We start from the raw sequence: 20,753 nt of genomic DNA on the forward strand, positions 1-20,753 counted from the left end.
TCGGCAGGGCAAATCCGGTATCCCCGGTGCGCCGCCGCCGGCCCACGGGCGGCGCGTCACTGGGCCGCCGGCTGACGCAGGCTGACCTGCGTCGACGTTCGGTCAGCGTTGGATCAGCGGGCGATCAACGTCAGCAAGGTGGCCTCCGGCGGGCAGGCGAACCGGACCGGCGCGGTCGGGTGGGTGCCCAGCCCGGCCGAGACGTGCAGCCACGAGTCGGTGCCCGGCCACCGGTGCAGGCCCTTGGCCATCGACCGGGGCAGGTCGCAGTTGGTGACCAGGGCGCCGACGAACGGCATGCAGACCTGCCCGCCGTGGGTGTGCCCGGCGAGCAGCAGGTCGAGCCCGTCGGCGGCCATCTCGTCCAGCACCCTGGGCTCGGGAGAGTGGGTGAGGCCGAGACTCAGGTCGGCCTCCGGCGACGGCGGGCCGGCGACGGCGGCGTAATCGTCGCGTTCGATGTGCGGGTCGTCCACACCGGCCGCGTCGATCAGCCGGCCGCCGGCCTTGAACGACGCCCGGCGGTTGTTCAGATCGTGCCAGCCGGCGCCGACCAGCACCTCGCGCAGCTCCTCGAACGGCAGGTCCGGGCCGGGTCGGTAGTCCCGCTCGGGCAGCAGGTAGCTCAGCGGGTTCTTCCACACCGGGCCGGTGTAGTCGTTCGACCCGAAGACGAACACGCCGGGTAGGTCCAGCAGGGGCTGCAGGGCCCGTAGCGCGCCCGGTACGGCGTCCGGGTGGGCGAGGTTGTCGCCGGTGACCACGACCAGGTCCGGGTCCAGCCCGGCCAGCGCCGCCACCCAGGCCTGTTTGCGCCGCTGGTCGGGCATCATGTGCATGTCCGAAAGGTGCAGGATGCGCAGCGGTTCTGCGTCCGGCGCGAGCACCGGCACGTCGAACCGGCGCAGGGTGAACATGTTGCGCTCGATGAGCGAGGCGTACGCCAGGGTGGCGGCGCCGAGTGCTGCGGTGCCGGCGGCGAGCCGGAATACGGTGCGCTTTCGCATGCCGACCAGGGTAGTTTGGCCACTCATGAGCACCGTGAAGGACCGCCTGACCGCTGACATGCGGGCCGCGTTGAAGGCCCGGGACGAGCTGACCACCTCCACCCTGCGGATGGCGCTGGCCGCGATCGGCAACGCCGAGGTCGCCGGCAAGGCCAAGCGGGAGCTCTCCGACGAGGAGGCGTTGGCCGTGCTGACCAAGGAGGCGAAGAAGCGCCGGGAGGCGGCTGCGGCGTTCGCCGACGCCGGCCGGGTCGATCAGGCCGCCAAGGAGCGGGCCGAGGGCGAGGTGCTGGACCGCTACCTGCCGCGTCAGCTCGACGACGAGGCGTTGGCCGGCATCGTCGCCACCGCACTGGCCGAGGGTGGGTTCACCGGCAAGGCGCAGATGGGCCCGGCCATGAAGGCGGCCCAGGCCGCGGTGGCCGGCCAGGCCGAGGGAGGCCGGGTGGCAGCCGCGGTACGCCGCCAGCTCGGCCTTTGACCGGAAGCTGCGATAGGTGCCGAACTTGAAAGCCTATCGGGACTGCGAGTAGCTCCCGCAGTCCCGATACAGTGAATGCCACTCAATACGTAAGCTCCATCGGAGCAGTTGCTTGCCTGGCCTTCAACGGCTCTTCTGAGTTGAGTGGGGTTCGCGGTTGACGGTGACCCTGGCGTAGAGGGCTCGCAGCCCTTCGGTGATCATCTGAGTGTCTAGATCGGATGTTCACAAGCGGAGAGCTGCGAGCATGGTCAACAATATGACCCGGCTGCTGGGCCTGGATGGTGGACCGGGTCAGGTTGGACCCCGACGGTGTCCCGGTGGTCGCTCTGTCTACCGCCGATGAGCAGGTACGATGCCGCTCGGACTGCGGTGCGCGGGCCCGGCGGGTCAAGGACTGGGTGACGACCCGGCCCCGGGATCTGCCCGTGGCGAGCCGGGCGACGCGGTTACGGTGGCGCAAACGCCGCTGGCATTGCGACCAGGGTGGATGTCGACGCCGGACGTTCACCGAGCAGGTGGGCGGGTGACGAACTTCCGGTGTGTCGCTGCCCGGCAAACAGCGAGGTCTCCGGTGGATGGCTTATCGACCAAGACGAACCATCGACACGGAGACCTCGTGACCAGCGTAGCGGTGACGAGGCGGCACGACCTGACGGACGCTCAGTGGGCAGTCCTGGAGCCTCTCCTGCCCACCGCACGCCGGCCGGGCCGACCGCCCGCATCAACGAAACGGCAGCTCATCGACGCGATCCGGTGGCGGACCCGGGCCGGCGCCCCGTGGCGGGACATCCCCGACCACTACGGCTCCTGGGCGGCGGCGTACGCCCTGTTCCGCCGGTGGCAGCGCGACGGGACCTGGGCCAGGATCCTGACCGCGTTGCAGGCCCTGGCCGACGCGGCGGGACGGATCGTCTGGGACGTGTCCGTGGACTCCACGATCAGCCGCGCGCACCAGCACGCCGCCGGAGCGCGTAAAAGGGGGATCTGCAGGCCGAACCGCCCGGCGGTACCGGGTCGGAACCCGACGACCACGCGTTGGGGCGTTCCCGTGGCGGACGGACCACGAAACTGCACCTGGGCTGTGAACAGGGACAGAAACCGCTGTCAATCGTGCTGACCGGTGGGCAGCGTGGCGACAGCCCGCAGTTCACGACGGTCCTCGACCGAATCCGGGTGCCCCGGTTGATCCCGCACTCGACCCCGAGATCTACCAGCAGCGCCACGCGGTCGAGTGCGGGATCAACCGGCTCAAGCGCAACCGAGGCCGGCATCCCGGTGGTCAACCTGGACCGTGCCGTCGCGACCCGCTACGACAAACTCGCCGTCCGGTACGAGGCGACCGTGCAGGTCGCGGCGATCAACGAGTGGCTGTGACCGACTTTGATACACGCCCTAGGGCTGTATGGTCACCACTCTCTGGGCCACGTCCAGGTGGATCCCTAGTGAATGCTGACTGTTGGTGAACACTCAGGATCCGAGCGGTAGGGGCTGTTGTTCGGGGCCGGATCTCGTGAGTCCAGGCCTCAGTCCATCCATTGCGGTGGCTGGGGCTGGTGCCGGGACCTGCGCTTTCCTGGTTGATCACAGATGCGTAGGATCACCTCCACATCGCCGCCGGCGGCAGTCCGCTGCCCGTCCGGGTCACACCCCCGTCTCCTGTTCAGGTTCGCCACATCGGCGATGAAGAGTTGGGTGCTGCAGTTGATGCAAACCCTAGTTTGGCTGCGAGCCAGACGTCGACCACTATGGACCTATTGCGTTGCGCTCGCGCTGGTGGTCGTGCTGGTGGTGACCGGCCACGCACGACCCGTCGCGGCGCAGAGCGCGTCAGGCTGCGAATTCGGTGAATCGGCTCTCGAAGCTGGAGCGACCGGACCGGGTGAGGTCACGCTACGTATTGGTTGCGCCCGGGACATCGGGAGTTTCGGCGTGTTCGCAGAGCGCGACGACGACATCGTCGCGATCCTGGAGTTCACCCCCGCCCGCGACGAGGCTGAGCTCCGCGAGATCCTGCAACGTCAGGTTGACGACGCCAACCAGGCGCGCGACGCGGGAGCCAGCCTGAGCTCGTACCTCCTCGCAAAGGCGGACGAGTTCGGGATCGGGTACTACGCGGAGCAGGACGAGGATATCGACTTCGACGGCGAGATTCACCGGATGGCCAACCACCTGGTGATAGTGATCCCGCAGGCGGAGGTCGAGGCCGCGTGGAGTTGGATCGGCGTCCTGAAGAAGATCGCGCTGGCGTTGATCTTCTTCGGTGTCTGGGCGCTCGTCGAAGGCACCTGCGTTGCCTTCTTCGCGCCAGAGGCGCCGGTGGCCGCGGTGCTGTGCGGAGCCTTCGCGGGATTCATCGCAGGCGGTGTACGGGAGTTGCTGTCGGCTGTCTTCGCCGGCAAGGAGATCAATAGCGACGTGTGGTCGGACGTACTCGGGACCGCGCTCGGCGGTGCGTTCGTCGGCGCGACCCTGCACGGTGCCATTCAGCTGGTCGAGTCGACTGTCCGGCCCATGTACGCCGCGCTGGGGAAGTTCCTGAGGGAGACCAGCCTCAAGGTGTGGAACTCGCTCAAGAGCCTCGTCAGCCACGCAGCCGACATGTTCACGGCCGAGGCCGCGGACGTCCTGCGCAAGGCAGTGGAGCTCGCAGCCCGGCACGGGATCGGAACGTTCGCGACCGGCAAGTGCCCCGGCTACGACCCCAGCTCCGGCAACGGCACTGGGCTCGGGTGGCAGGAACTCGGCCGGATGCAGGACGGCCTCAAGCGGCGCCTCGATCTGCTCGATAACGACAACAGCTCGGGCGAAACGGTATCGAGGACCAAACTGCAGTACGCGGACGTCGACGGCGACGGCCTGTCGGACCGGATCCTGGTCGCGGCGGCCGGACGCGCCGAACTGTCGCAGAACGTCGGGTGTGGCGAGGACGGCCAGCGGCTCTGGGCGCAGCGTAGTGACGCCGGACCGATCGAGGACATACTGGAGCAGTTCAACGCCGACCAGGTCCACTTCGGCGACCTCGACGGCGATGACCGAGCCGACCTTATCGCGGTCCTCGAGGCCAGCCAGTCACCGACCGGTGTCCCGATGATCCAAGCCTGGCGCAGTGAGTCGTCGATCAGCGACATCCGGTGGGCGGCGGGCAGCCAGGTCGCGGACAACCTCGGGTTCGCCGCTGCCGAGCGGCGCTTCTTCCTCGACATCGACGGTGACGGTGACAGCGACTACCTGACGGTCACTGCGGACAACACCGTGAGCGCCTGGGAGAACACCGCGTGGGGCCTGCCCGGGCCGGCTGATTGGAGCCGGATTGACGGCTTCGGGCATCCGGGCCAGGGACAGGGCGGCGGGAAGGTCTACTTCGCCGACGTCACCGGGGACGGCCGCGCGGATCTGCTCCTGGTCGACTACGTCACTGGCGGGGTCCAGGCATGGGAGAACGTCGGCAGCCCGTGGACCAGCTCGACCGGCTGGCGGTCACTGGGCACCATCCGGATGGGTGCGCCGCTGGCTGGTGGCTCCGGTGCGATCTTCAGCGACCTCGATGGCGACCAGGTCGCGGACCTGCTGCTGCTCGACAGCGTCGAGGGCGGCGTCGACGGTTGGCGGCTGCCGCGCTACGGGTCAGGCGAACAGGGGCCGGGCCAGCCAGGCGTACCGACCTCCCCGGAGCAGCTTCCGCCGGGGACGCTGCCGGCGTACAGCGGTGGTGATCCGCGTCCGCAGGTGACTGGCCGGCTGATTCAGAACAGCAACTTCACCGGCAGCTTCAAACCGTGGTGGGTGAACGCGGGGATGACGCCGAAGGTGGACGGTGGGGTCTTCTGCGTGACCGCCCCGGCATCGGAGAAGCCATGGGATGTGCTTGTCGGGCACAACAGCATCTACCTGCCACGAGGGAACTCCTACACGTTCCGGTTCCGGGTGCGGACCAGCGAGACGGTGCCGTTGGTGGTGCAGATCGCTCCGTTCGACAACCCGAACCACACGACGTACCTGGTCAAGTATCCGACCGTCACCGGCGGGGCGTGGCGGACCTACGAGTACACCTTCAACACCAGCTTCAGCCAGGAGTACGTGCTGTCGCAGGTACAGTTCCGCCTCGGCGGGTCGGACCAGGCGTACGAGTTCTGCATGGACGACGTGACGCTCAACGGTGCCAGCTACGTGTACCAGGCGCAGCGGGGTCCGGCGGTGAAGGTCAACCAGCACGGCTACCTGCCGCAGGGGCCGAAACGGGCGACGCTGGTGACGGACGCGGCGAACCCGCAGTCCTGGACGCTGCGGCGGGTCGGCGGCGGCGACGTGGCGACCGGGCAAACCGTCCCGGCCGGCTTCGACGGCTCGGCCGGCGCTTCGGTCCACCTGGTCGACTTCAGCTCGGTTACGGCGACCGGCCGGTTCGAGCTGGTGGTCGGTGGCCAGGCCAGCTACCCGTTCGACATCCGGACGGACCTGTACGCGTCACTGCGAACGGACTCGATGCGGTTCTTCTACCCGAACCGGAGCGGCATCGCGATCGACGGCGGCATTGCCGGGGCGGAGTACGCCCGCCCGGCCGGGCATGTGGCGTCCTCGCCGGGCGGGGGCGACACTGCGGTGCCGTGCCAGTTCCCGCAGTCGTTCATGGACAACTGGACATGTGACTACACGCTGGACGTCACCGGCGGTTGGTACGACGCGGGTGACCATGGCAAGTACGTGGTCAACGGCGGCATCGCCACCTACCAGCTGCTCTCGGCGTGGGAACGGGCCGTGGCGGTGGGTCGGTCCGGGCCGCTGGGCGACTCCACCCTGGCGATCCCGGAGCGCGGCAACGGCGTGCCCGACATCCTCGACGAGGCCCGCTGGAACCTCGAATTCATGCTGAAGATGCAGGTACCGGACGGGCTGCCACTGGCCGGGATGGTGCACCACAAGGTCCACGACGAGTCGTGGACCGGGCCGCCGATGCTGCCGCACCAGGACACGAAGCAGCGCGAGCTGCACCGGCCGTCGACGGCGGCGACGTTGAACCTGGCCGCGGTCGCCGCCCAGGGGGCGCGGCTCTACGCCCCGTACGACGCGGCCTTCGCCTCCCGGCTGCGGTCGGCGGCGCAGCGGGCCTACGCCGCGGCGCTGGCCAACCCGACGCTCTACGCGCCCAGGGCGGACCGCTCCGGCGGTGGCCCGTACGCCGACAGCGACGTCACCGACGAGTTCTACTGGGCGGCGACGCAGCTGTACCTGACCACCGGCAGCGGGACGTACCTCGACGCGGTGCGGGCCAACCCGTACCACACTGCGGGGGCGGCGTTCAACCAGAACGGCTTCTACTGGGGGCAGGTCGCCGCTCTCGCCCAGCTGGACCTGGCCCGCTTCGGCAGCGGACTGTCCGAGCAGGCGCAGATCCGCCATTGGGTGACGACCGCGGCGAACCGGCTGATCTCGTTCCAGCAGGCCGAACGGTTCGGGCAGACGTACACCCCGGCCAGCGGTCTGTACGACTGGGGATCGAACGCGTCGATCCTGAACAATCAGGTGGTGATCGCCACGGCGTACGACCTGACCGGCAACACGATGTACGTCGACGCGGTGTTCGAGGCGTTCGACTACCTGTTGGGCCGCAACGCCCTCGGTCAGTCCTACGTCACCGGGTACGGCACCAACGACGCGAAGAACCAGCACAGCCGCTGGTACGCGAGGTCGTTCGACTCGACGCTGCCGAATCCGCCGGTCGGCTCGGTGTCCGGCGGGCCGAACTCCAGCCTGCAGGACCCGCTGTCGGCGTCCTGGCTGCACGGCTGCGCCCCCCAGTTGTGCTACGTGGACAACCTGGAGGCCTGGTCGACAAACGAGATCACCATCAACTGGAACTCGGCGCTGGCGTGGGTCAGCGCCTTCGCCGCCGACGAGGCACCGCGCCGGTGAGCCACCGTCACCCATCGGTGATTCGTCGCTGATCTGTCGCTGAAAGCCGGCCGGCCCGCCCGGGAGAGATCCGGGCGGGCCGGCCGTTCAGCCGGGTCCGACGGCCCCTGCTGAGGACCGCGCCCGGCCGGTTGAGCTCGTCCTTGTACAGCCTGGACCTTGACCGTCTTGCCGTCGCGGTCAGGCTCCTCAGCGTTGATTCCCCGGCCGTGAAGCAGCATCCACGAACGCCACTGCGGGGAGGGCCAGACCTCCTGGACTCGGAGCCGGACCGGGCGCTTGCCGTCCACGTGGTCGCACTGCCGCAGCGCCACCAGATCACCGGGGCACACCAGAGCTTCGTCGTCAGGCATCGTCCGACGCTCCGTACGACTCGGCGGACTCGTCCTGGTCGTCGTGCGCGGGTATCCGGCGGTCATCAGCCCGGAGAGATGGAGTACGGCGCGGATCCGCCGGGCACTACTGGGGTCCCACCGGTCCAGGATGGCGATCGCCCGCAGGAACGGCCGGCAGGGGCCGGGTACGCCGCCGCACCGGTGGCACTCGCCGGTGGTCGGGTTCGGGATGTGGGTACGGGCGGTCGAGTTCGCGTCGTGGACCGCCCGGGACAGCTCGGGGGACCGTTCGCCCGGGTGGACCGGTGGCTTCCGTCCACCCGGATGTGCTCGGACTGTGGCCGGATCAACGAGCGGATGGCGTTGGACGTGCGGTCGTGGGTCTGTCCGTGTGGCGGTCACCACGACCGGGACGTCAACGCGGCGATCAACATCAAGGCCGCCGGGCAGGCGGACTTCAACGACCGTGGAGCGCGGGTAGGACCGGGACCCGTCCCGGCACCGCGCGGTGAAACGGTAGCCCACCAGAACACCGCGCGTATCACGCGCGGCGTGGCTGGAATCGCCGCCGTTTAGGGCGGCGAGGATGTCAACCGTCTCACCCGACGCCGCCGAAGGCTTCTACCGCCTCGTTGACGCCGCCTACGAACGCCGCAGCCTCGCCGTCAGCTCGAACCTGCATTACGCCCACGTCGTCGTCATACAGGGCGACAGCTTCCGGCTCAACCAGGCCACCACCGGACAGCGGGTGAAATTACTGAACTGACCAGAAACACCACCCACGGCGGGGAACTAACTGGCCGCCGTTGGGGAGAACCGACGGCCGCCAGCGGGACATCCGCAGGCCGCGTTCGACAACCTGTTCACCGCCGTCCGCCCGGCACCCGGCTGACCACAGCGACACCGACGCGCGACCAGGCGGCCCGACCACACCACGAACCCCCGCCCCAACCCGGAACGACAACACCCGGAGCAAGCCGACCACGTGATCGGCGATTCGCCGCCCCCGAAATCTCCCAGTACCGAAACTATTCAACCGAGCTCAAGACGAGGGAGGAAGGCGAGCGGTACGGGTTCTCGCTGTGCCGCATCGACAGCGCCGGCACGCGCGACCAGACGTACGACCTGCTCGAAGTCATCCGGGTCGCCGTCGACCCACGTCAGCCGGAGAAGCTGGAGGAGAACCTGCGCGGCTGGGCGATCGCGACCCTGGCCGGCGGCCACGGGTTCGGCTGCTACCATGCCGCCTTCAGCACTCTCGACGAGGACGACCAGCCCGAGAGCGACCTCGGCAACCTCGACATCAACTGGTCCGGCTCGGAAGTTCTCGTACCGGGCGAGCAGGGGTTGAAGCGGACGGGCGGGCACCGATGTGGATCGGTGCCCGCCCGCCACTAGATTTCGCCAGTCAGTCGTCCGGGTTGCCCGGGTTACCGGGACGTCCCGGCCCGTTGCCCGGCCCACCGGGACCGTCACCGTCGCCCGGGCTCGGCTGGGCACCCTGGCCGTTGCTGACCCGGATGATCACCACTCCGCCCTTGATGGTGCGGCCGCTCGGGCTGGTGCCGGCGGCGGTGCCGGCCGGGCAGGTGGAGTCGACCGCACCGGACCGGTCCACCTCGACCTCGAATCCGGCACCGGCCAGCCGGGACCGGGCGTTGTCGATCGACTGACACTGCACCCCCGGGATGGAGCGCTGCTCACCGCGGACCAGTTTGCCGCTCGGTGCCTTGAACTGCTGCTTCTCCTTGCCCTTCATCGCGTCCCGCAGCGTCTCGTAGACCGCCGGGTTGACGATGTCGTGCGACATGGTGGCGTTGGTGTCGGCCCAGTCCGGGTCGGCCAGCACCCCGGCGACGGCGAGCTGCTTGGTGGTCACCACCATGGTGGCGGTCTTCTCGGCGTCGGTGGTGCCGGTCTTGCCGGCCACCGGGTGCCCGACGATGCTGCGTACGCCACCGGCGGTGCGGCTCCGGCACTGCGACGTCGACGAGTTGTCACCGACCGGGCAGCGCGCCGCGTCGATCGCGGCCCGGGCCACCTCGGTGGAGACCACCTGCTTGCACTGCGGCTGGGCGATGTCCAGGCTGTTGCCGTCCTGGTCGCGGATCTCCTTGACCGGGATCGGCTTGCAGTACTTGCCGTCGGCGGCGAGGGTGGCGTACGCGTTCGCCATCTCCAGCGGCGTGGTGCTGGAGACGCCGAGGGTGAAGGCGCCCCACTGGTTGGCACCCTCCGGGTCGGCGGCGAACCGGGCGTCGTTGGAGGCCCGGAAGGTGATGCCGAGGCGCTGCGCCACGTCGACGGCGGAGGCCGCGCCGACCCGCTCCTGCAGCGGCACGAAGTACGTGTTGACCGAGGCGCCGAAGGCGCTCCACATGTTGTGTACGCCGTTCATGCTGGAGTTGGCGTTCTTGGGGCAGTACTTGTTGGTGCCCGCGCAGGCGGCCGGGCTGCCCCGTTCGACAATGTACTTCGACTCGTACGGGCTCTTGGCGTTGATTGTGTACTCCAGTGGGTAGCCCTTCTCCAGGGCCGCCACCAGCGGGAAGATCTTGAACGTCGAGCCGAACTGGTAACCGGTGATGTCACCGCCACCGGTCAGCAGCGGGTTCGTGGTGTTCGGGTAGGTGCCCCGGATGCCCTTGTCGGCTTTCTTCGGGTCGCTGGAGAGCTTGTTCTTCGGGTTGTCCGGGTCGTCGAGCTTGTAGTTGCGGTTGACCGCCATACCGCGTACGTACCCGGTGCCCGGCTCGACCGCCGCCACCATCAGCGCGTGCTTGCTGCCGGTCTTCAGCGCGTCCTCGACGGCGTTCTTCGCCGCGTCCTGCGTCTGCAGGTCGAGGCTGGTGACGATGTGGTAGCCGCCGCTCTTGAGCCGCCGCTCCCGGTCGTAGCTGGTGGCACCGAACGTCTCCTGCTCCATCCACCAGCGGTAGAAGAAGTCGCAGAAGAAGCCCCAGTGGTTCTTGTTGGCGGCGACGCAGCCGTTCGGCGCGCGCTTGCCGTTGACGACCAGCTCGACGGCCTTGGCCTCGTCGGCTTCCTCCTGGGTGATCGCCCCGGTCTTGACCATGTTGTCGATGACGTAGTTGCGCCGGTCGACGGCCTGTGGGTAGCCACCCGGCGTGGTCGGGTCGAACGCCGTCGGGGCCTTGACCAGGCCGGCGAGCATGGCGGCCTCGTCGATGGTGAGGTCCGCCGGCTGCTTGCTGAAGTAGACCTGGCTGGCGGCGAAGACGCCGTACGCGCCGTTGCCGAACGGGGCGATGTTGAGGTAGCGCTCCAGCACCTCGTCCTTGGTCATCTCCTTGGTGAGCTGCATCGCGTACTTCATCTCGCGCAGCTTCCGGGCGTTGGTGTCCTCGGTGGCGGCGATCACGTCCTCGGGGTGGGTCGCCGAGTAGGCGATGGCCAGCCGGACGTACTGCATGGTCAGCGTCGAGGCGCCCTGGGTGGTCTCGCCGGCGCCCTGGTTGGCGACGAAGGCCCGGGCGACACCCTTGACGTCGACCCCGTTGTGCTCGTAGAAGTTGTGGTCCTCGGCCGCGATGATCGCCGCCCGCATGATCGGTGCGACGTCCTTGATCGGGACGTCGCGGCGGTTCTCGTCGTACATCGCGGCGAGCGTGGTCTTGCCGTCGGCGGCGTACAGGTAGCTGATCTGCGGCGCTCGCTTGACGGTCAGCTCGCTGGGCAGCTTGTCGAAGGTCTCCGCGCCTGCCTTGGCTGCCAGGCCAGACATCGCCACTGCGGGGAACGCGGCAGCGGCGACCACCACGCCGGCCAGCAGCCCACAGATCAGCAGCGATGCGGCGTTGGTCAGTGGGTTGTGGTCTCGCTTCCGCATCAAGGTCACCCAGTCAGGGTACGTGAGGGACTGAAGAGGTCGCCGTGTGGCGCACCTGTGCATTTCCTGCCGGCTCCGGCCTCGTTGTGCTAAACGCAGAGACCCGTCCGGCGGTTGTGGTCTCCGCCGCCTACTTTCCCCCCGGGAAGGTGTGGGTGGCGGGGTTTCCCCGTTTCCGCCTCGGGTACCCCTGCTCGGCAGAGCGCCCGGGAAGGGTGTTGTGTCCGGATAAGCGGATTTCGCCAATAACGTTGCGTAATCACCCAACTACAGAACATGATGGTCCGGCGAGGATCGCACGGCGGCGTGCTGCGGGGGAAAGCAGCGTCAGCCGCCCGGCTTGCCGACTGACTCCACCGGTTGCAAGCGGAAATTGCTAGGGGGGACGTGGAACGATGGGCATGATCGCTGATTGGCCCAGCCTGGCGGCGTGCCAGAGCGGAGACCCGGACGCGTTGTTCGTGCAGGGCGCTGAGCAGAACGTGGCCAAGCGCATCTGCCGGGGTTGCCCGGTCCGGTACGAGTGCCTGGCCGACGCACTCGACAACCGGATCGAATTCGGGGTCTGGGGCGGCATGACCGAGCGGGAACGGCGGGCTCTGCTGCGCCGGCACCCGCAGGTGGCGAGCTGGCGCAGAATGTTCGAAGCAGCCATGCGGGACCGCGAAAAGGTGCTCGTCGCCACCAAGTGATCCGCTGAACCGGGAGCTGTGCAGGACCAGAGGGAGCTGCGCGGGGCCAGGCTCAGCCGGCGACCGCGTGGCCGATCGTCCGTAGCCCGTCGATGTCATGCACGTCGGCGGGCTGCGCGCGGACGGTCGCCACCGGCACCTGCGGGAACGCGTCAGTGAACATCGCCGCGACTCGGCGCTCCCGCGCCGACTGCTGTGCCACCGCGGCGTGCACCCGCAGCACCCCGGCCGTCGCCGGATGCCCGCCGTCGCGGTCCAGCTCCTGCGCGGCGGACAGGCTCCGCTCGGCGGACAACCCGGGTACGGCCGGCTCGTGCACCCGGTTGAGCACCAGCCCGGCCAGCGGCATCCGCTCCGCGCCGAGCCGACCGGCGAAGTACGCCGCCTCCCGTACCGCATCCGGCTCCGGCGCCGCGACCAGCAGGAACGCCGTCTCGTCGGCCTGCAGGACCCGGTACGTCTGCTCGGCCCGCTGCCGGAAACCGCCGAACATCGAGTCCAGCGCCGCCACGAAACCGGACAGGTCACTGAGCAACTGGGCGCCGAGGATCTTCTGCACCGCCCGGGAGAACACCCCGAACGACGCGGTCACCAGGCTGAACATACTTCGACCGCCGGCCCGGGCCGGTGCCAGCAGCAGTCGGAGCATCCGGCCGTCCAGAAAGCGCGCCAACCGGGCCGGTGCGTCCAGGAAATCCAGCGCGGACCGCGACGGCGGCGTGTCGACCACGATCAGATCCCACTCGCCACCGGCGTGCAGCTGGCCCAGCTTCTCCATCGCCATGTACTCCTGCGTACCGGCGAAGGTCGAGCTCATGGCCTGGTAGAAGGGGTTCGCGAAGATCTCGGCGGCCTTGTCGGTGTCGGTGTGCGCGAGCACCACCTCGTCGAAGGTGCGCTTCATGTCCAGCATCATGGCGTGCAACTCGCCGCCGCTGGCCTCCACCTCGATGCCCTTGACCTGCCGTGGGGTGTTGTCCAGCTCGGTCAGGCCCAGTGACTGCGCCAGCCGGCGGGCCGGGTCGATGGTGAGTACCACGGTGCGCCGGCCGTGCCGCTCAGCGGCGCGCAGCGCCAGGGCCGCCGCGGTCGTCGTCTTGCCCACCCCGCCGGCACCGCAGCAGACCACGATCCGCACGCCCGGATCGGCCAGGATCCGGTCGACGTCCAGCGGTGGCGCTGCGTGATCAGGAGGCACCAGTCGAGCGTATCGGGGTCGGCCCAGGATCCGCCGATCAAGTCGCTGTGAGGTCGCTTCCAGCAGCTGGCCCGGTGCCGGTCAGCAACGCTGCGGCCAGCGTGTCCAGGCCCTCGCGGGTGACCCCGTCCGGCAGCAGCGGCAGCCGGACGATCGGCCGGCCCAACTCGACCAGGTCGGTCAGCAGCGAGTCCTCCAGCGCGCGGCGGGTGAGGTGCTCCTGTGCCTCGGCCCGCAGGCCGGTCACCGTCTCCCGGTCGGTCGGCAGCCCGGCTGCGGCCAGCCCGCGCCGTAGCTGCGTCTGGCCGACCGGTCCGTCAGCGAGCAGCGGCGGCCGGGCCGAGTTGACGATCACATTGCCCACCGGGATGCCCAGCGCGGTCAGGTCGGCGACCGCGTCGAGGGTCTCCTGCACCGGCATCTCCTCCAACAGGGTCACCACGTGCACCGCGGTGATCGGCGAACGCAGCAGTACCGCGACGCCCTCGCTCTGCGTCTTGATCGGGCCGACCTTGGCCAGCCGGGCAGCCTCGGCGGTCACGTTCAGGAACCGGCCGATCCGCCCGGTGGGCGGTGCGTCGAGCACCACCGCGTCGTAGACCCGTCGCCGGTCCACCATCCGAGTGGTGGCCTCCTTCACCTTGCCGGTGAGCAGGACGTCGCGCAGCCCGGGGGCGATGGTGGTGGCGAAGTCGATGGCGCCCAGGCGCCGCAGCGCCCGCCCGGCCGCGCCCAGCTTGTAGAACATGTCGAGGTACTCCAGCAGCGCCTCCTCCGGGTCCACCGCCAGGGCGCGGACCTCGCCGCCGGCGGCCGAGGTGGTGATCCGGCGCTCCTGGTACGGCAGCGGCCCGAGGTCGAACAGCTGTGCGATGCCCTGGCGGCCCTCCACCTCGGCGAGCAGGGTGCGCCGGCCCGAGCCGGCCAGCGCGAGCGCCAGCGCGGCGGCGACACTGGTCTTGCCGGTCCCGCCCTTGCCGGTCACCACGTGCAACCGGGACGGCCAGCCGGGTACGGCGGCGACAGGTGACTGCTCGGTGACCCCCACGTCCAACCAGACTAGTGCGCGACGCCGCTCAGTTGACGTCGCAGACGAACCAGCCGGACTTCTGCACCACCATGAAGCTGAGATCCTGCTCCGCGCTGCGCTCGTCCTCGGTGACCATGCGCACGGTGACCGAGACGACGGCCCGATCTTCGTCCTGCTCGTCGACGGTCGGCACGTTCCACTCGAACTGCGGGTTGCGGTACGTCGACGAGTAGCCCTCGATCTCCTCCACCTTCTCGATCAGCGCGGACTCGTCCCGGGCCTCCCGGCAGACCAGGTCGGCCGCGGCCGTGACGTTCCGGTCGGTGTACACCGCCTGGAGGAACTCGTCCACGGCGGCGACCGGTTCGGCCGCGCCGCTACCCGTCTCCAGGTTGTTGATCACCAGGAACGCCGCGATGCCGCCACCACCGCAGAGCAGCAGCACCACACCGAGCACCACCGAGGTGATCAGCAGGCCACGTCGGCGGCCGGCGGCAGCTGCGGCCGGTGCGCCGGGAGTCGGCGGTACGGGCTGGCCGGGGGGTAACGGCTGTCCCGGTGACACCGGCTGGCCGGGCGGCGGTGGTACAGGCTGCCCGGGCGGCGGTGCGGACTGTCCCGGCGGAGGCGGGAACGGCGGGCCACCCGGTGCCGCCGCGAACGGTGCGCCGGCCGGCGGCGGGGCGTACGGCGACCGGTCCGGCGGCGGAACGAACGGCGGTGCGGTAGGACGCTGCCAAGGCGGCGGCGGGATCGACTGTCCCGGCCCTGCCGACTGCCCAGGCCCTGTCGGCTGTGCCTCGGTCGGCTGTGCGTCCGGCGCCGGTGGCTGTGCGTCCGGTGGCTGTGCCTCGCCACTGGGCGGTTGCGTCATCCTCATCCCCAGGTTTCAGGTCTCGTCGTCGGCGGACGGTAGCCGCCACCAGACGGTCAGGGTATCTGGCCGACGCACCCGGCTCACCCTCCCGGCCGTTGGCCTTAGGCTGTGGCGGTTGCCGAATCAGAGCTAGGAGCCGTAACGCGATGCAGAAGTGGGAGTACGTCACCGTGCCACTGCTGGTGCATGCCACCAAGCAGATCCTCGACAACTGGGGTGAGGACGGCTGGGAACTGGTCACCGTGATCCCCGGTCCCAACCCGGACCAGCTGGTGGCGTACCTGAAGCGGCCCAAGTCGTGACCGCCGGACCACACGCCCGCCTCGCTGAACTGGGGCTGAGCCTGCCGACTGTGGTCCCGCCGGTGGCCGCCTACGTTCCGGCGGTCCGCTCCGGTCAGCACGTCTACGTCTCCGGCCAACTGCCGATGGCCGACGGAGCGCTGCTCGCCGTTGGCAAGGTGGGTGCCGAGGTGACCCCCGAACAGGGCAGGGAGCTGGCCGGCCGGTGTGCGCTGAACGCGCTCGCCGCGATCGACGCCCTGGTCGGCCTCGACGCCGTGACCCGGATCGTCAAGGTCACCGGATTCGTCGCCTCGACCGCCGGCTTCACCGGCCAGCCCGCCGTGATCAACGGGGCCTCGGAGCTGTTCGGCGAGGTCTTCGGTGACGCCGGCCGGCACGCCCGCAGCGCCGTCGGGGTGGCCGAACTTCCGCTCGGTGCGCCGGTCGAGGTGGAGGTCGTCGTCGAGGTCGCCTGATCCGGTGCGCACCGGCCTGGCGCAGGTCGGCACCCGAGCGGGCTGAAGAAGTCTCGGCGAAGTCACCGTACGGCCGTACCATCGCAGCCATGACCGCGCACGTCACCACCCCCGCCGCGGCCCTGGCCAGCGATCTGCCGGGCTGGGCGACCCTGGTGCGGGCACCCAACCCCGGGCCGATGACGCTGGACGGCACCAACACCTGGGTGCTGCGCCGGCCGGGCGAGCGGTACGGCGTCCTCGTCGACCCGGGTCCGGCCGACGCCGGGCATCTCGACCGGCTGGCGCAGCACGGCCCGTACTCGATGATCCTGGTGACCCACGGGCACCCGGACCATGTCGAGGCGGTGCCGGCGGCCGCCGAGCGGTTCCAGGCCCCGGTCCGGGGCCTGACCGCCGACCACCAGGTGCAGCAACCGGACCGGCTCGGCGACGGGACCGTGCTGGACGCCGCCGGCCTGACCGTCACCGTGCTGGCCACCCCCGGCCACACCGCCGACTCGGCCTGCTTCCTGGTCGCCGGGCCGGACGGGCGGCAGGCCGTGCTCACCGGCGACACCATCCTCGGCCGGGGCACCACCGTGGTGGCCTGGCCCGACGGCGACCTCGGCGACTACCTGACCAGCCTGCGGCGACTCGCGGCGTACGACGAGGTGACGGCGCTGCCGGGGCACGGCCCGGCGCTGGCCGACTGCGCCGCCGCCGCCCGGTTCTACCTGGCCCACCGGCAGGCCCGGCTGGACCAGGTCCGCCAGGTGGTGGCCCGGGGCGTGACCGCACCGGCGGCCGTCGTCGCCGAGGTGTACGCCACCGTCGACCGGGCGTTGTGGCCGGCCGCCGAGTGGTCGGTCCGGGCGCAGCTCGCCTACCTGCGCGGGCCGACCGACAGCGCGGCAGGTGACCGGGAATCGACACCGGGGCGGACCGGGTTGGAACGGCAGTGACCTGCCCGGTGTGCGGAACCGTCGCGGTACCCGGCGCGCGGTTCTGCCACAACTGCGGCGGCGCGCTGCCGGCGGCCGCCTTCCTGCCGGCCGCCGAACGCCGGGTGGTCACCGTGCTCTTCGGTGATTTGTCCGACTTCACCTCCTGGTCGGAGGATCTCGACCCGGAACGGGTCGGTGCCGTCACCGACCGGGTGCTCGCCGCCCTGGCCGGGGCGGTCAAGACGTTCGGCGGGCACGTCGACAAGCTGACCGGCGACGGGATCATGGCGGTCTTCGGCGCCCCGGTCGCCCACGAGGACGACGCCGAACGTGCCGTACGGGCCGCGCTCAGCATGCAGCGGGCGGTGCGTCGGGTGCTCGACGACGAGCGTGGCGGCGGTGCTCCGCTCGGCCTGCGGGTCGGCCTGAACACCGGTGACGTGGTCGCCGGCATTCAGGCTGCCATCGAGTACACGGTGATCGGCGACACGGTCAACACCGCCGCGCGGCTCGCCGACGCGGCGGCGGTCGGCGCGGTGTACGCCGGCGCCGGCACCGTCACCGGCACCCGGCACGTCGCCGCCTGGCGGGAGCTGCGCCCGCTGCGGCTGAAGGGCAAACGCGCCCCGGTCGAGGCGTACGAGCTGCTCGGTCTGCACGACGCGCCCGGCACCCGGTCGGGCATCGGCGACCAGGCCCCGTTCGTCGGGCGGGAGGCCGAGATCGGTCGGCTGGCGGGCCGGCTCACCGAGGTGATCGACCACGGCGATCCGCGGGTGCTGGTGCTCACCGCGGAGGCCGGCATCGGCAAGTCCCGGTTCGCCGTCGAGGTCGAGCGGTACGCCGCCGGCTACGACGTCGGCACCGGGCGGTACGCGGCGCCCACCGGCGCGCGGGTGCTGTCGGTACGCTGCGCCGCCTTCGGCGAGCGGCGTCGGCTGGCCCCGCTGGCCGACCTGGTGCGGATCGCGGCCGGGCTGCCCCGGGACAGCTCCACCGCGGTCACCCGCCCGGTGGTCGAGGAGCGGCTGCGTCGCCTCGGGCAGCGGCTGGCCCGGGTCCGTCCGGAACCGCCGCCGCTCTCCGTCGACCTGCTACTGACCCTGCTCGGGTACGCGGAGCCGCCCGCTGCCGCGCACCCGTCGTCCGGTCCGGCGGACCTGACCACGGACGCTCCGGTGCTCGACGCGGAGGCGATCCCGAGCGCGGTGGCCGACCTGCTCAGCGCCCTGGCCCGGGAGGCGCCGCTGCTGATCGTGGTCGACGACCTGCACGACGCCCTCCCGGACACCGTCGAGGTGCTCGGCGAGACGCTGTCCCGGCTCACCGGTCCGGTACTGGTGCTGCTGCTCGGCCGACCCGAGCTGGTGCGTACCGCCGGGGTGCTGACCGGGGTGGCCGACGCCGAGGTGCACCCGTTGCCGCCGCTGCGCGGCGCCGACGCGGCCCGGCTGCTCACCTCGTACCTCGGCGGTGGGCGGCTGCCGCAACCCGACGTGGACCGGCTGCTGGCCACCGCTCAGGGCAACCCGTTCTACCTGGCCGAGCTGGTCACCCTGCTGATCGAGCGGGGCGCGCTGACCCGGACCGGTCCGTCGGCCGACGCCGACGCCGCCGGCGACGGCGCGGACTGGCGGCTGGCACCCGGCTCGTTGAGCAGCCGGCTGCTCTCCCGGGACCTGGCCGCGGTGCTGGCCGCCCGGATCGACGCGTTGCCGGCCGACGCCCGGTCGGTGCTGCGTGACGCCGCCGTGGTCGGCGACGTGGTACCGGACGGCACCCTGGAGTCGTTGCGGGACCGGCGGGACGGCCGGCCGGCGGCGGTGGTGGCGGTCGAGCTCGACCGGGCCGTCGAGGAGTTGCTGCAGCGCCGCATGCTGCACCGGACCCGGGTCGGTTTCGCCTTTCCGACCCCGCTGATGCGGGAGGCGGCCTATGCCGGGATCGGCAAGGCCGACCTGGCGGAACGGCACGCGTGCCTGGCCCGGTGGGCGGCCGGGGCCGACGCGCCGGCGGCGGTCGGCACCGGCCCGGCGAGCGGTGGGCCGGGCGGGATGAGCCCGGCGCTGCGGGACGTGTTCGTCGCCGAGCACGTCGAACGGGCCGTCGGCCTGGCCGAGGCGGTCGGGCTGCGCCCGGACTCGGCGGCCCGCGCCGTCGGGCCGCTGGGGGTCGCGGCGCTGGGCCGGGCGGCCCGCCGGTCGATCGCGGTCGGTGAACCGGAGCTGGCCGTGGAGTACGCCGAGCGGGCGTCCGTGCTCGGCGGGGACGCGGTGCCGAAGGCCGACCGGCTGGTCTACGCCCGGGCGCTGCTGCAGACCGGCCGCCCGGCCGAGGCGCTGGCCACCGCTGAGAAGGTGCTCGCCAACGCCGGTGAGGACGCGGCTGCCCGGGCCGGTGCTCTGCTGGTGTCCGGTCGGGCCCACCGGGCGGTGGGCGACGCCGCCCGTGCGGTGGCGGTGTGGCGTGAGGCGTTGCAGGTGGCCACCGACGTCGGGCTGCCCGCCGAGCGGGCGGAGGCGATGCGCCGACTCGGGATGGCCGACTTCCTGGCCGGCCGGCTCAGCCGGGCGAGCAGCCGATTCGCTGCGGCGTACCAGGTGAACCTGGCAGCTGGCGACCGGCGTGGGCAGGCCTGGTCGTTGCAGAGCCTGGCGTGGGTGACCACGATGCGCGGCGACTTCGCCGGCGCCGACGCGGTGCTGAACCGGGCGGCGCGGCTGTTCGTCGAGCTGGACGACCCGGTGGGGCGGGCCTGGCTGCGGGGCACCACCGCGTTCGCCCGGCTGCTCTCCGGCCGGTTGGCCGACGCCCGCCGGTTGGCCCGGGTTTTCCTGCCGTTCGGCGAGCGGGTGGGGGAGGCGTGGGCGGTCGGCACGCTCCGGGCGGTGGAGGCGTTCGCCGCGGCCGAGTTGGGTGAGTTGGCCGAGGCGGACCAGTCGGCGCGGCGCGCGTACCGGGATTTCGACAGCGCGGCCGACGACTGGGGTCGGGGCTTCGCGTTGCTGGCGCGGGGGGTGGTGGCGCGCGGGCTCGGCCAGTGGGAACACGCCGCCGATCTGCTCTCCGACGCGCTCGCCCAGGGCGAGCGAATCGATCACCCGTTGCTGATCGGGATGGCCGGGACGCTGCGCGGCTTCGTCGCCCTGCAATGCGGTGACGTGGCCGGTGCCGAGCGGTTGGCGCAGTCGGTGCTGACGTCGGTCGAACCGCACAACCCGTTGGCCGCCGTCCAGGTGGCGCCACGGGTGCTGCTCGCGTCGGCGCGGCTCGCAGCGGGTGACCCGCCGACCGCGGTCGGGTTGCTGGCACCGGTCGCGACCGCGATGGACAGCCCGGCGGTGTTGTTCTCCCGGCGTCAGACGTTGGCCCGGTACGCGGCGGCGCTGCTCGCCGACGGGCAGCCGGAGCCGGCGCTGCACTGGGCCCGGCGGGCGTTGGACTCGCCGGCGGAGGACGTCCGCAGTCAGGTCGTCGGGTTCGGTGTGTTGGCCTCCGCGCTCGCCGCCAACGGCGAGCAGGTCGCGGCACGGCAGGCAGCTGACCGGGCGGTCAGTCTCGCGTACGGCACCGAGCAGGTCAGCGAGCGGGCGCCCGCCGAGGCGATCAGGTCCGCTGTGGATGACGGTGGCCTGGTCGGTGGGGTGGATCATGGCGGACCCGGGGATGCCGGCCGGGCGGCGC

General features: G+C 71.0%; 14 protein-coding genes and 3 pseudogenes. 11 read left to right on the forward strand and 6 right to left on the reverse strand.

Features of this window, described 5'->3' with window-relative positions:
* Positions 1 to 113: 113 nt before the first annotated feature.
* Positions 114 to 1,007 carry a metallophosphoesterase gene (locus O7610_RS24530; protein WP_281552767.1) on the reverse strand — a complete coding sequence of 298 codons (894 nt, stop codon included), beginning with the start codon at positions 1,005 to 1,007 and terminating at the stop codon, positions 114 to 116.
* 25 nt (positions 1,008 to 1,032) lie between these two features.
* On the opposite strand from O7610_RS24530, the gene O7610_RS24535 reads away from it, so the two are divergent.
* The 6 genes and pseudogenes from O7610_RS24535 (at position 1,033) to O7610_RS24560 (ending at position 8,502) form a co-directional block, all read left to right on the forward strand.
* A complete protein-coding gene (locus O7610_RS24535) occupies positions 1,033 to 1,488 on the forward strand; it encodes a GatB/YqeY domain-containing protein (RefSeq protein WP_281552768.1) in 456 nt (151 codons plus the stop codon).
* Between the two features lie 247 nt (positions 1,489 to 1,735).
* A pseudogene (locus O7610_RS24540) lies at positions 1,736 to 2,009 on the forward strand (transposase family protein); the annotation flags it as partial.
* 98 nt (positions 2,010 to 2,107) lie between these two features.
* Positions 2,108 to 2,865 (forward strand): annotated as a pseudogene (locus O7610_RS24545) (IS5 family transposase).
* Between the two features lie 555 nt (positions 2,866 to 3,420).
* On the forward strand, positions 3,421 to 7,401 hold the full coding sequence (locus O7610_RS24550) for a glycoside hydrolase family 9 protein (RefSeq protein WP_281552770.1): 3,981 nt from the start codon (positions 3,421 to 3,423) through the stop codon (positions 7,399 to 7,401).
* 431 nt (positions 7,402 to 7,832) lie between these two features.
* Positions 7,833 to 8,312 carry a zinc ribbon domain-containing protein gene (locus O7610_RS24555; protein WP_281552771.1) on the forward strand — a complete coding sequence of 160 codons (480 nt, stop codon included), beginning with the start codon at positions 7,833 to 7,835 and terminating at the stop codon, positions 8,310 to 8,312.
* Between the two features lie 10 nt (positions 8,313 to 8,322).
* Positions 8,323 to 8,502 (forward strand): hypothetical protein, encoded by a 180-nt coding sequence (locus tag O7610_RS24560; protein ID WP_281552772.1) that lies wholly within the window; start codon positions 8,323 to 8,325, stop codon positions 8,500 to 8,502.
* A gap of 266 nt (positions 8,503 to 8,768) precedes the next feature.
* On the opposite strand, the gene O7610_RS24565 is transcribed toward O7610_RS24560, so the two are convergent.
* Together O7610_RS24565 and O7610_RS24570 are read right to left on the reverse strand one after the other, a co-directional pair.
* Positions 8,769 to 9,104 (reverse strand): hypothetical protein, encoded by a 336-nt coding sequence (locus tag O7610_RS24565; protein WP_281552773.1) that lies wholly within the window; start codon positions 9,102 to 9,104, stop codon positions 8,769 to 8,771.
* Between the two features lie 40 nt (positions 9,105 to 9,144).
* Positions 9,145 to 11,586 carry a penicillin-binding protein gene (locus O7610_RS24570; RefSeq protein ID WP_289211974.1) on the reverse strand — a complete coding sequence of 814 codons (2,442 nt, stop codon included), beginning with the start codon at positions 11,584 to 11,586 and terminating at the stop codon, positions 9,145 to 9,147.
* 395 nt (positions 11,587 to 11,981) lie between these two features.
* Between O7610_RS24570 and O7610_RS24575 the strand changes: the two genes are divergently transcribed.
* Positions 11,982 to 12,278, forward strand: coding sequence for a WhiB family transcriptional regulator (locus O7610_RS24575; RefSeq protein ID WP_281552775.1), 297 nt, complete (start codon positions 11,982 to 11,984; stop codon positions 12,276 to 12,278).
* A gap of 52 nt (positions 12,279 to 12,330) precedes the next feature.
* Here the strand turns inward: O7610_RS24575 and bagB are convergent, their stop codons facing one another.
* Genes bagB through O7610_RS24590 form a run of 3 tightly spaced genes read right to left on the reverse strand, consistent with a single transcriptional unit; the run spans position 12,331 to position 15,071 of the window.
* Entirely contained in the window at positions 12,331 to 13,479 is a 1,149-nt protein-coding gene (gene bagB, locus O7610_RS24580; protein ID WP_281555797.1) for an ArsA family ATPase, read from the reverse strand.
* Positions 13,480 to 13,513: 34 nt separating this feature from the next.
* On the reverse strand, positions 13,514 to 14,524 hold the full coding sequence (gene bagA / locus O7610_RS24585; RefSeq protein ID WP_281552776.1) for an ATPase BagA: 1,011 nt from the start codon (positions 14,522 to 14,524) through the stop codon (positions 13,514 to 13,516).
* Between the two features lie 28 nt (positions 14,525 to 14,552).
* Positions 14,553 to 15,071 carry an Rv0361 family membrane protein gene (locus O7610_RS24590; RefSeq protein ID WP_281552777.1) on the reverse strand — a complete coding sequence of 173 codons (519 nt, stop codon included), beginning with the start codon at positions 15,069 to 15,071 and terminating at the stop codon, positions 14,553 to 14,555.
* A gap of 458 nt (positions 15,072 to 15,529) precedes the next feature.
* On the opposite strand from O7610_RS24590, the gene sp36 reads away from it, so the two are divergent.
* From sp36 to O7610_RS24610, 4 genes and pseudogenes are all read left to right on the forward strand, one after another.
* Complete coding sequence (gene sp36 / locus O7610_RS24595) at positions 15,530 to 15,685, forward strand: Sp36 family protein (protein ID WP_123603862.1); 156 nt, start codon at positions 15,530 to 15,532, stop codon at positions 15,683 to 15,685.
* Positions 15,682 to 16,143: a RidA family protein gene (locus O7610_RS24600; RefSeq protein ID WP_281552778.1), complete on the forward strand. Its 462-nt coding sequence runs from the start codon at positions 15,682 to 15,684 to the stop codon at positions 16,141 to 16,143. Before sp36 ends, O7610_RS24600 begins: the two co-directional genes overlap by 4 nt.
* An 89-nt stretch (positions 16,144 to 16,232) precedes the next feature.
* Positions 16,233 to 17,087, forward strand: a complete 855-nt coding sequence (locus O7610_RS24605; protein ID WP_281552779.1) for an MBL fold metallo-hydrolase — start codon at positions 16,233 to 16,235, stop codon at positions 17,085 to 17,087.
* Positions 17,084 to 20,671, forward strand: a pseudogene (locus tag O7610_RS24610) (adenylate/guanylate cyclase domain-containing protein); the annotation flags it as partial. The gene O7610_RS24605 and the pseudogene O7610_RS24610, both read left to right, overlap by 4 nt.
* Between the last annotated feature and the right edge of the window lie 82 nt (positions 20,672 to 20,753).

The organism is Solwaraspora sp. WMMA2065 (assembly GCF_030345075.1).
In the GTDB taxonomy this organism is placed as follows: domain Bacteria; phylum Actinomycetota; class Actinomycetes; order Mycobacteriales; family Micromonosporaceae; genus Micromonospora_E.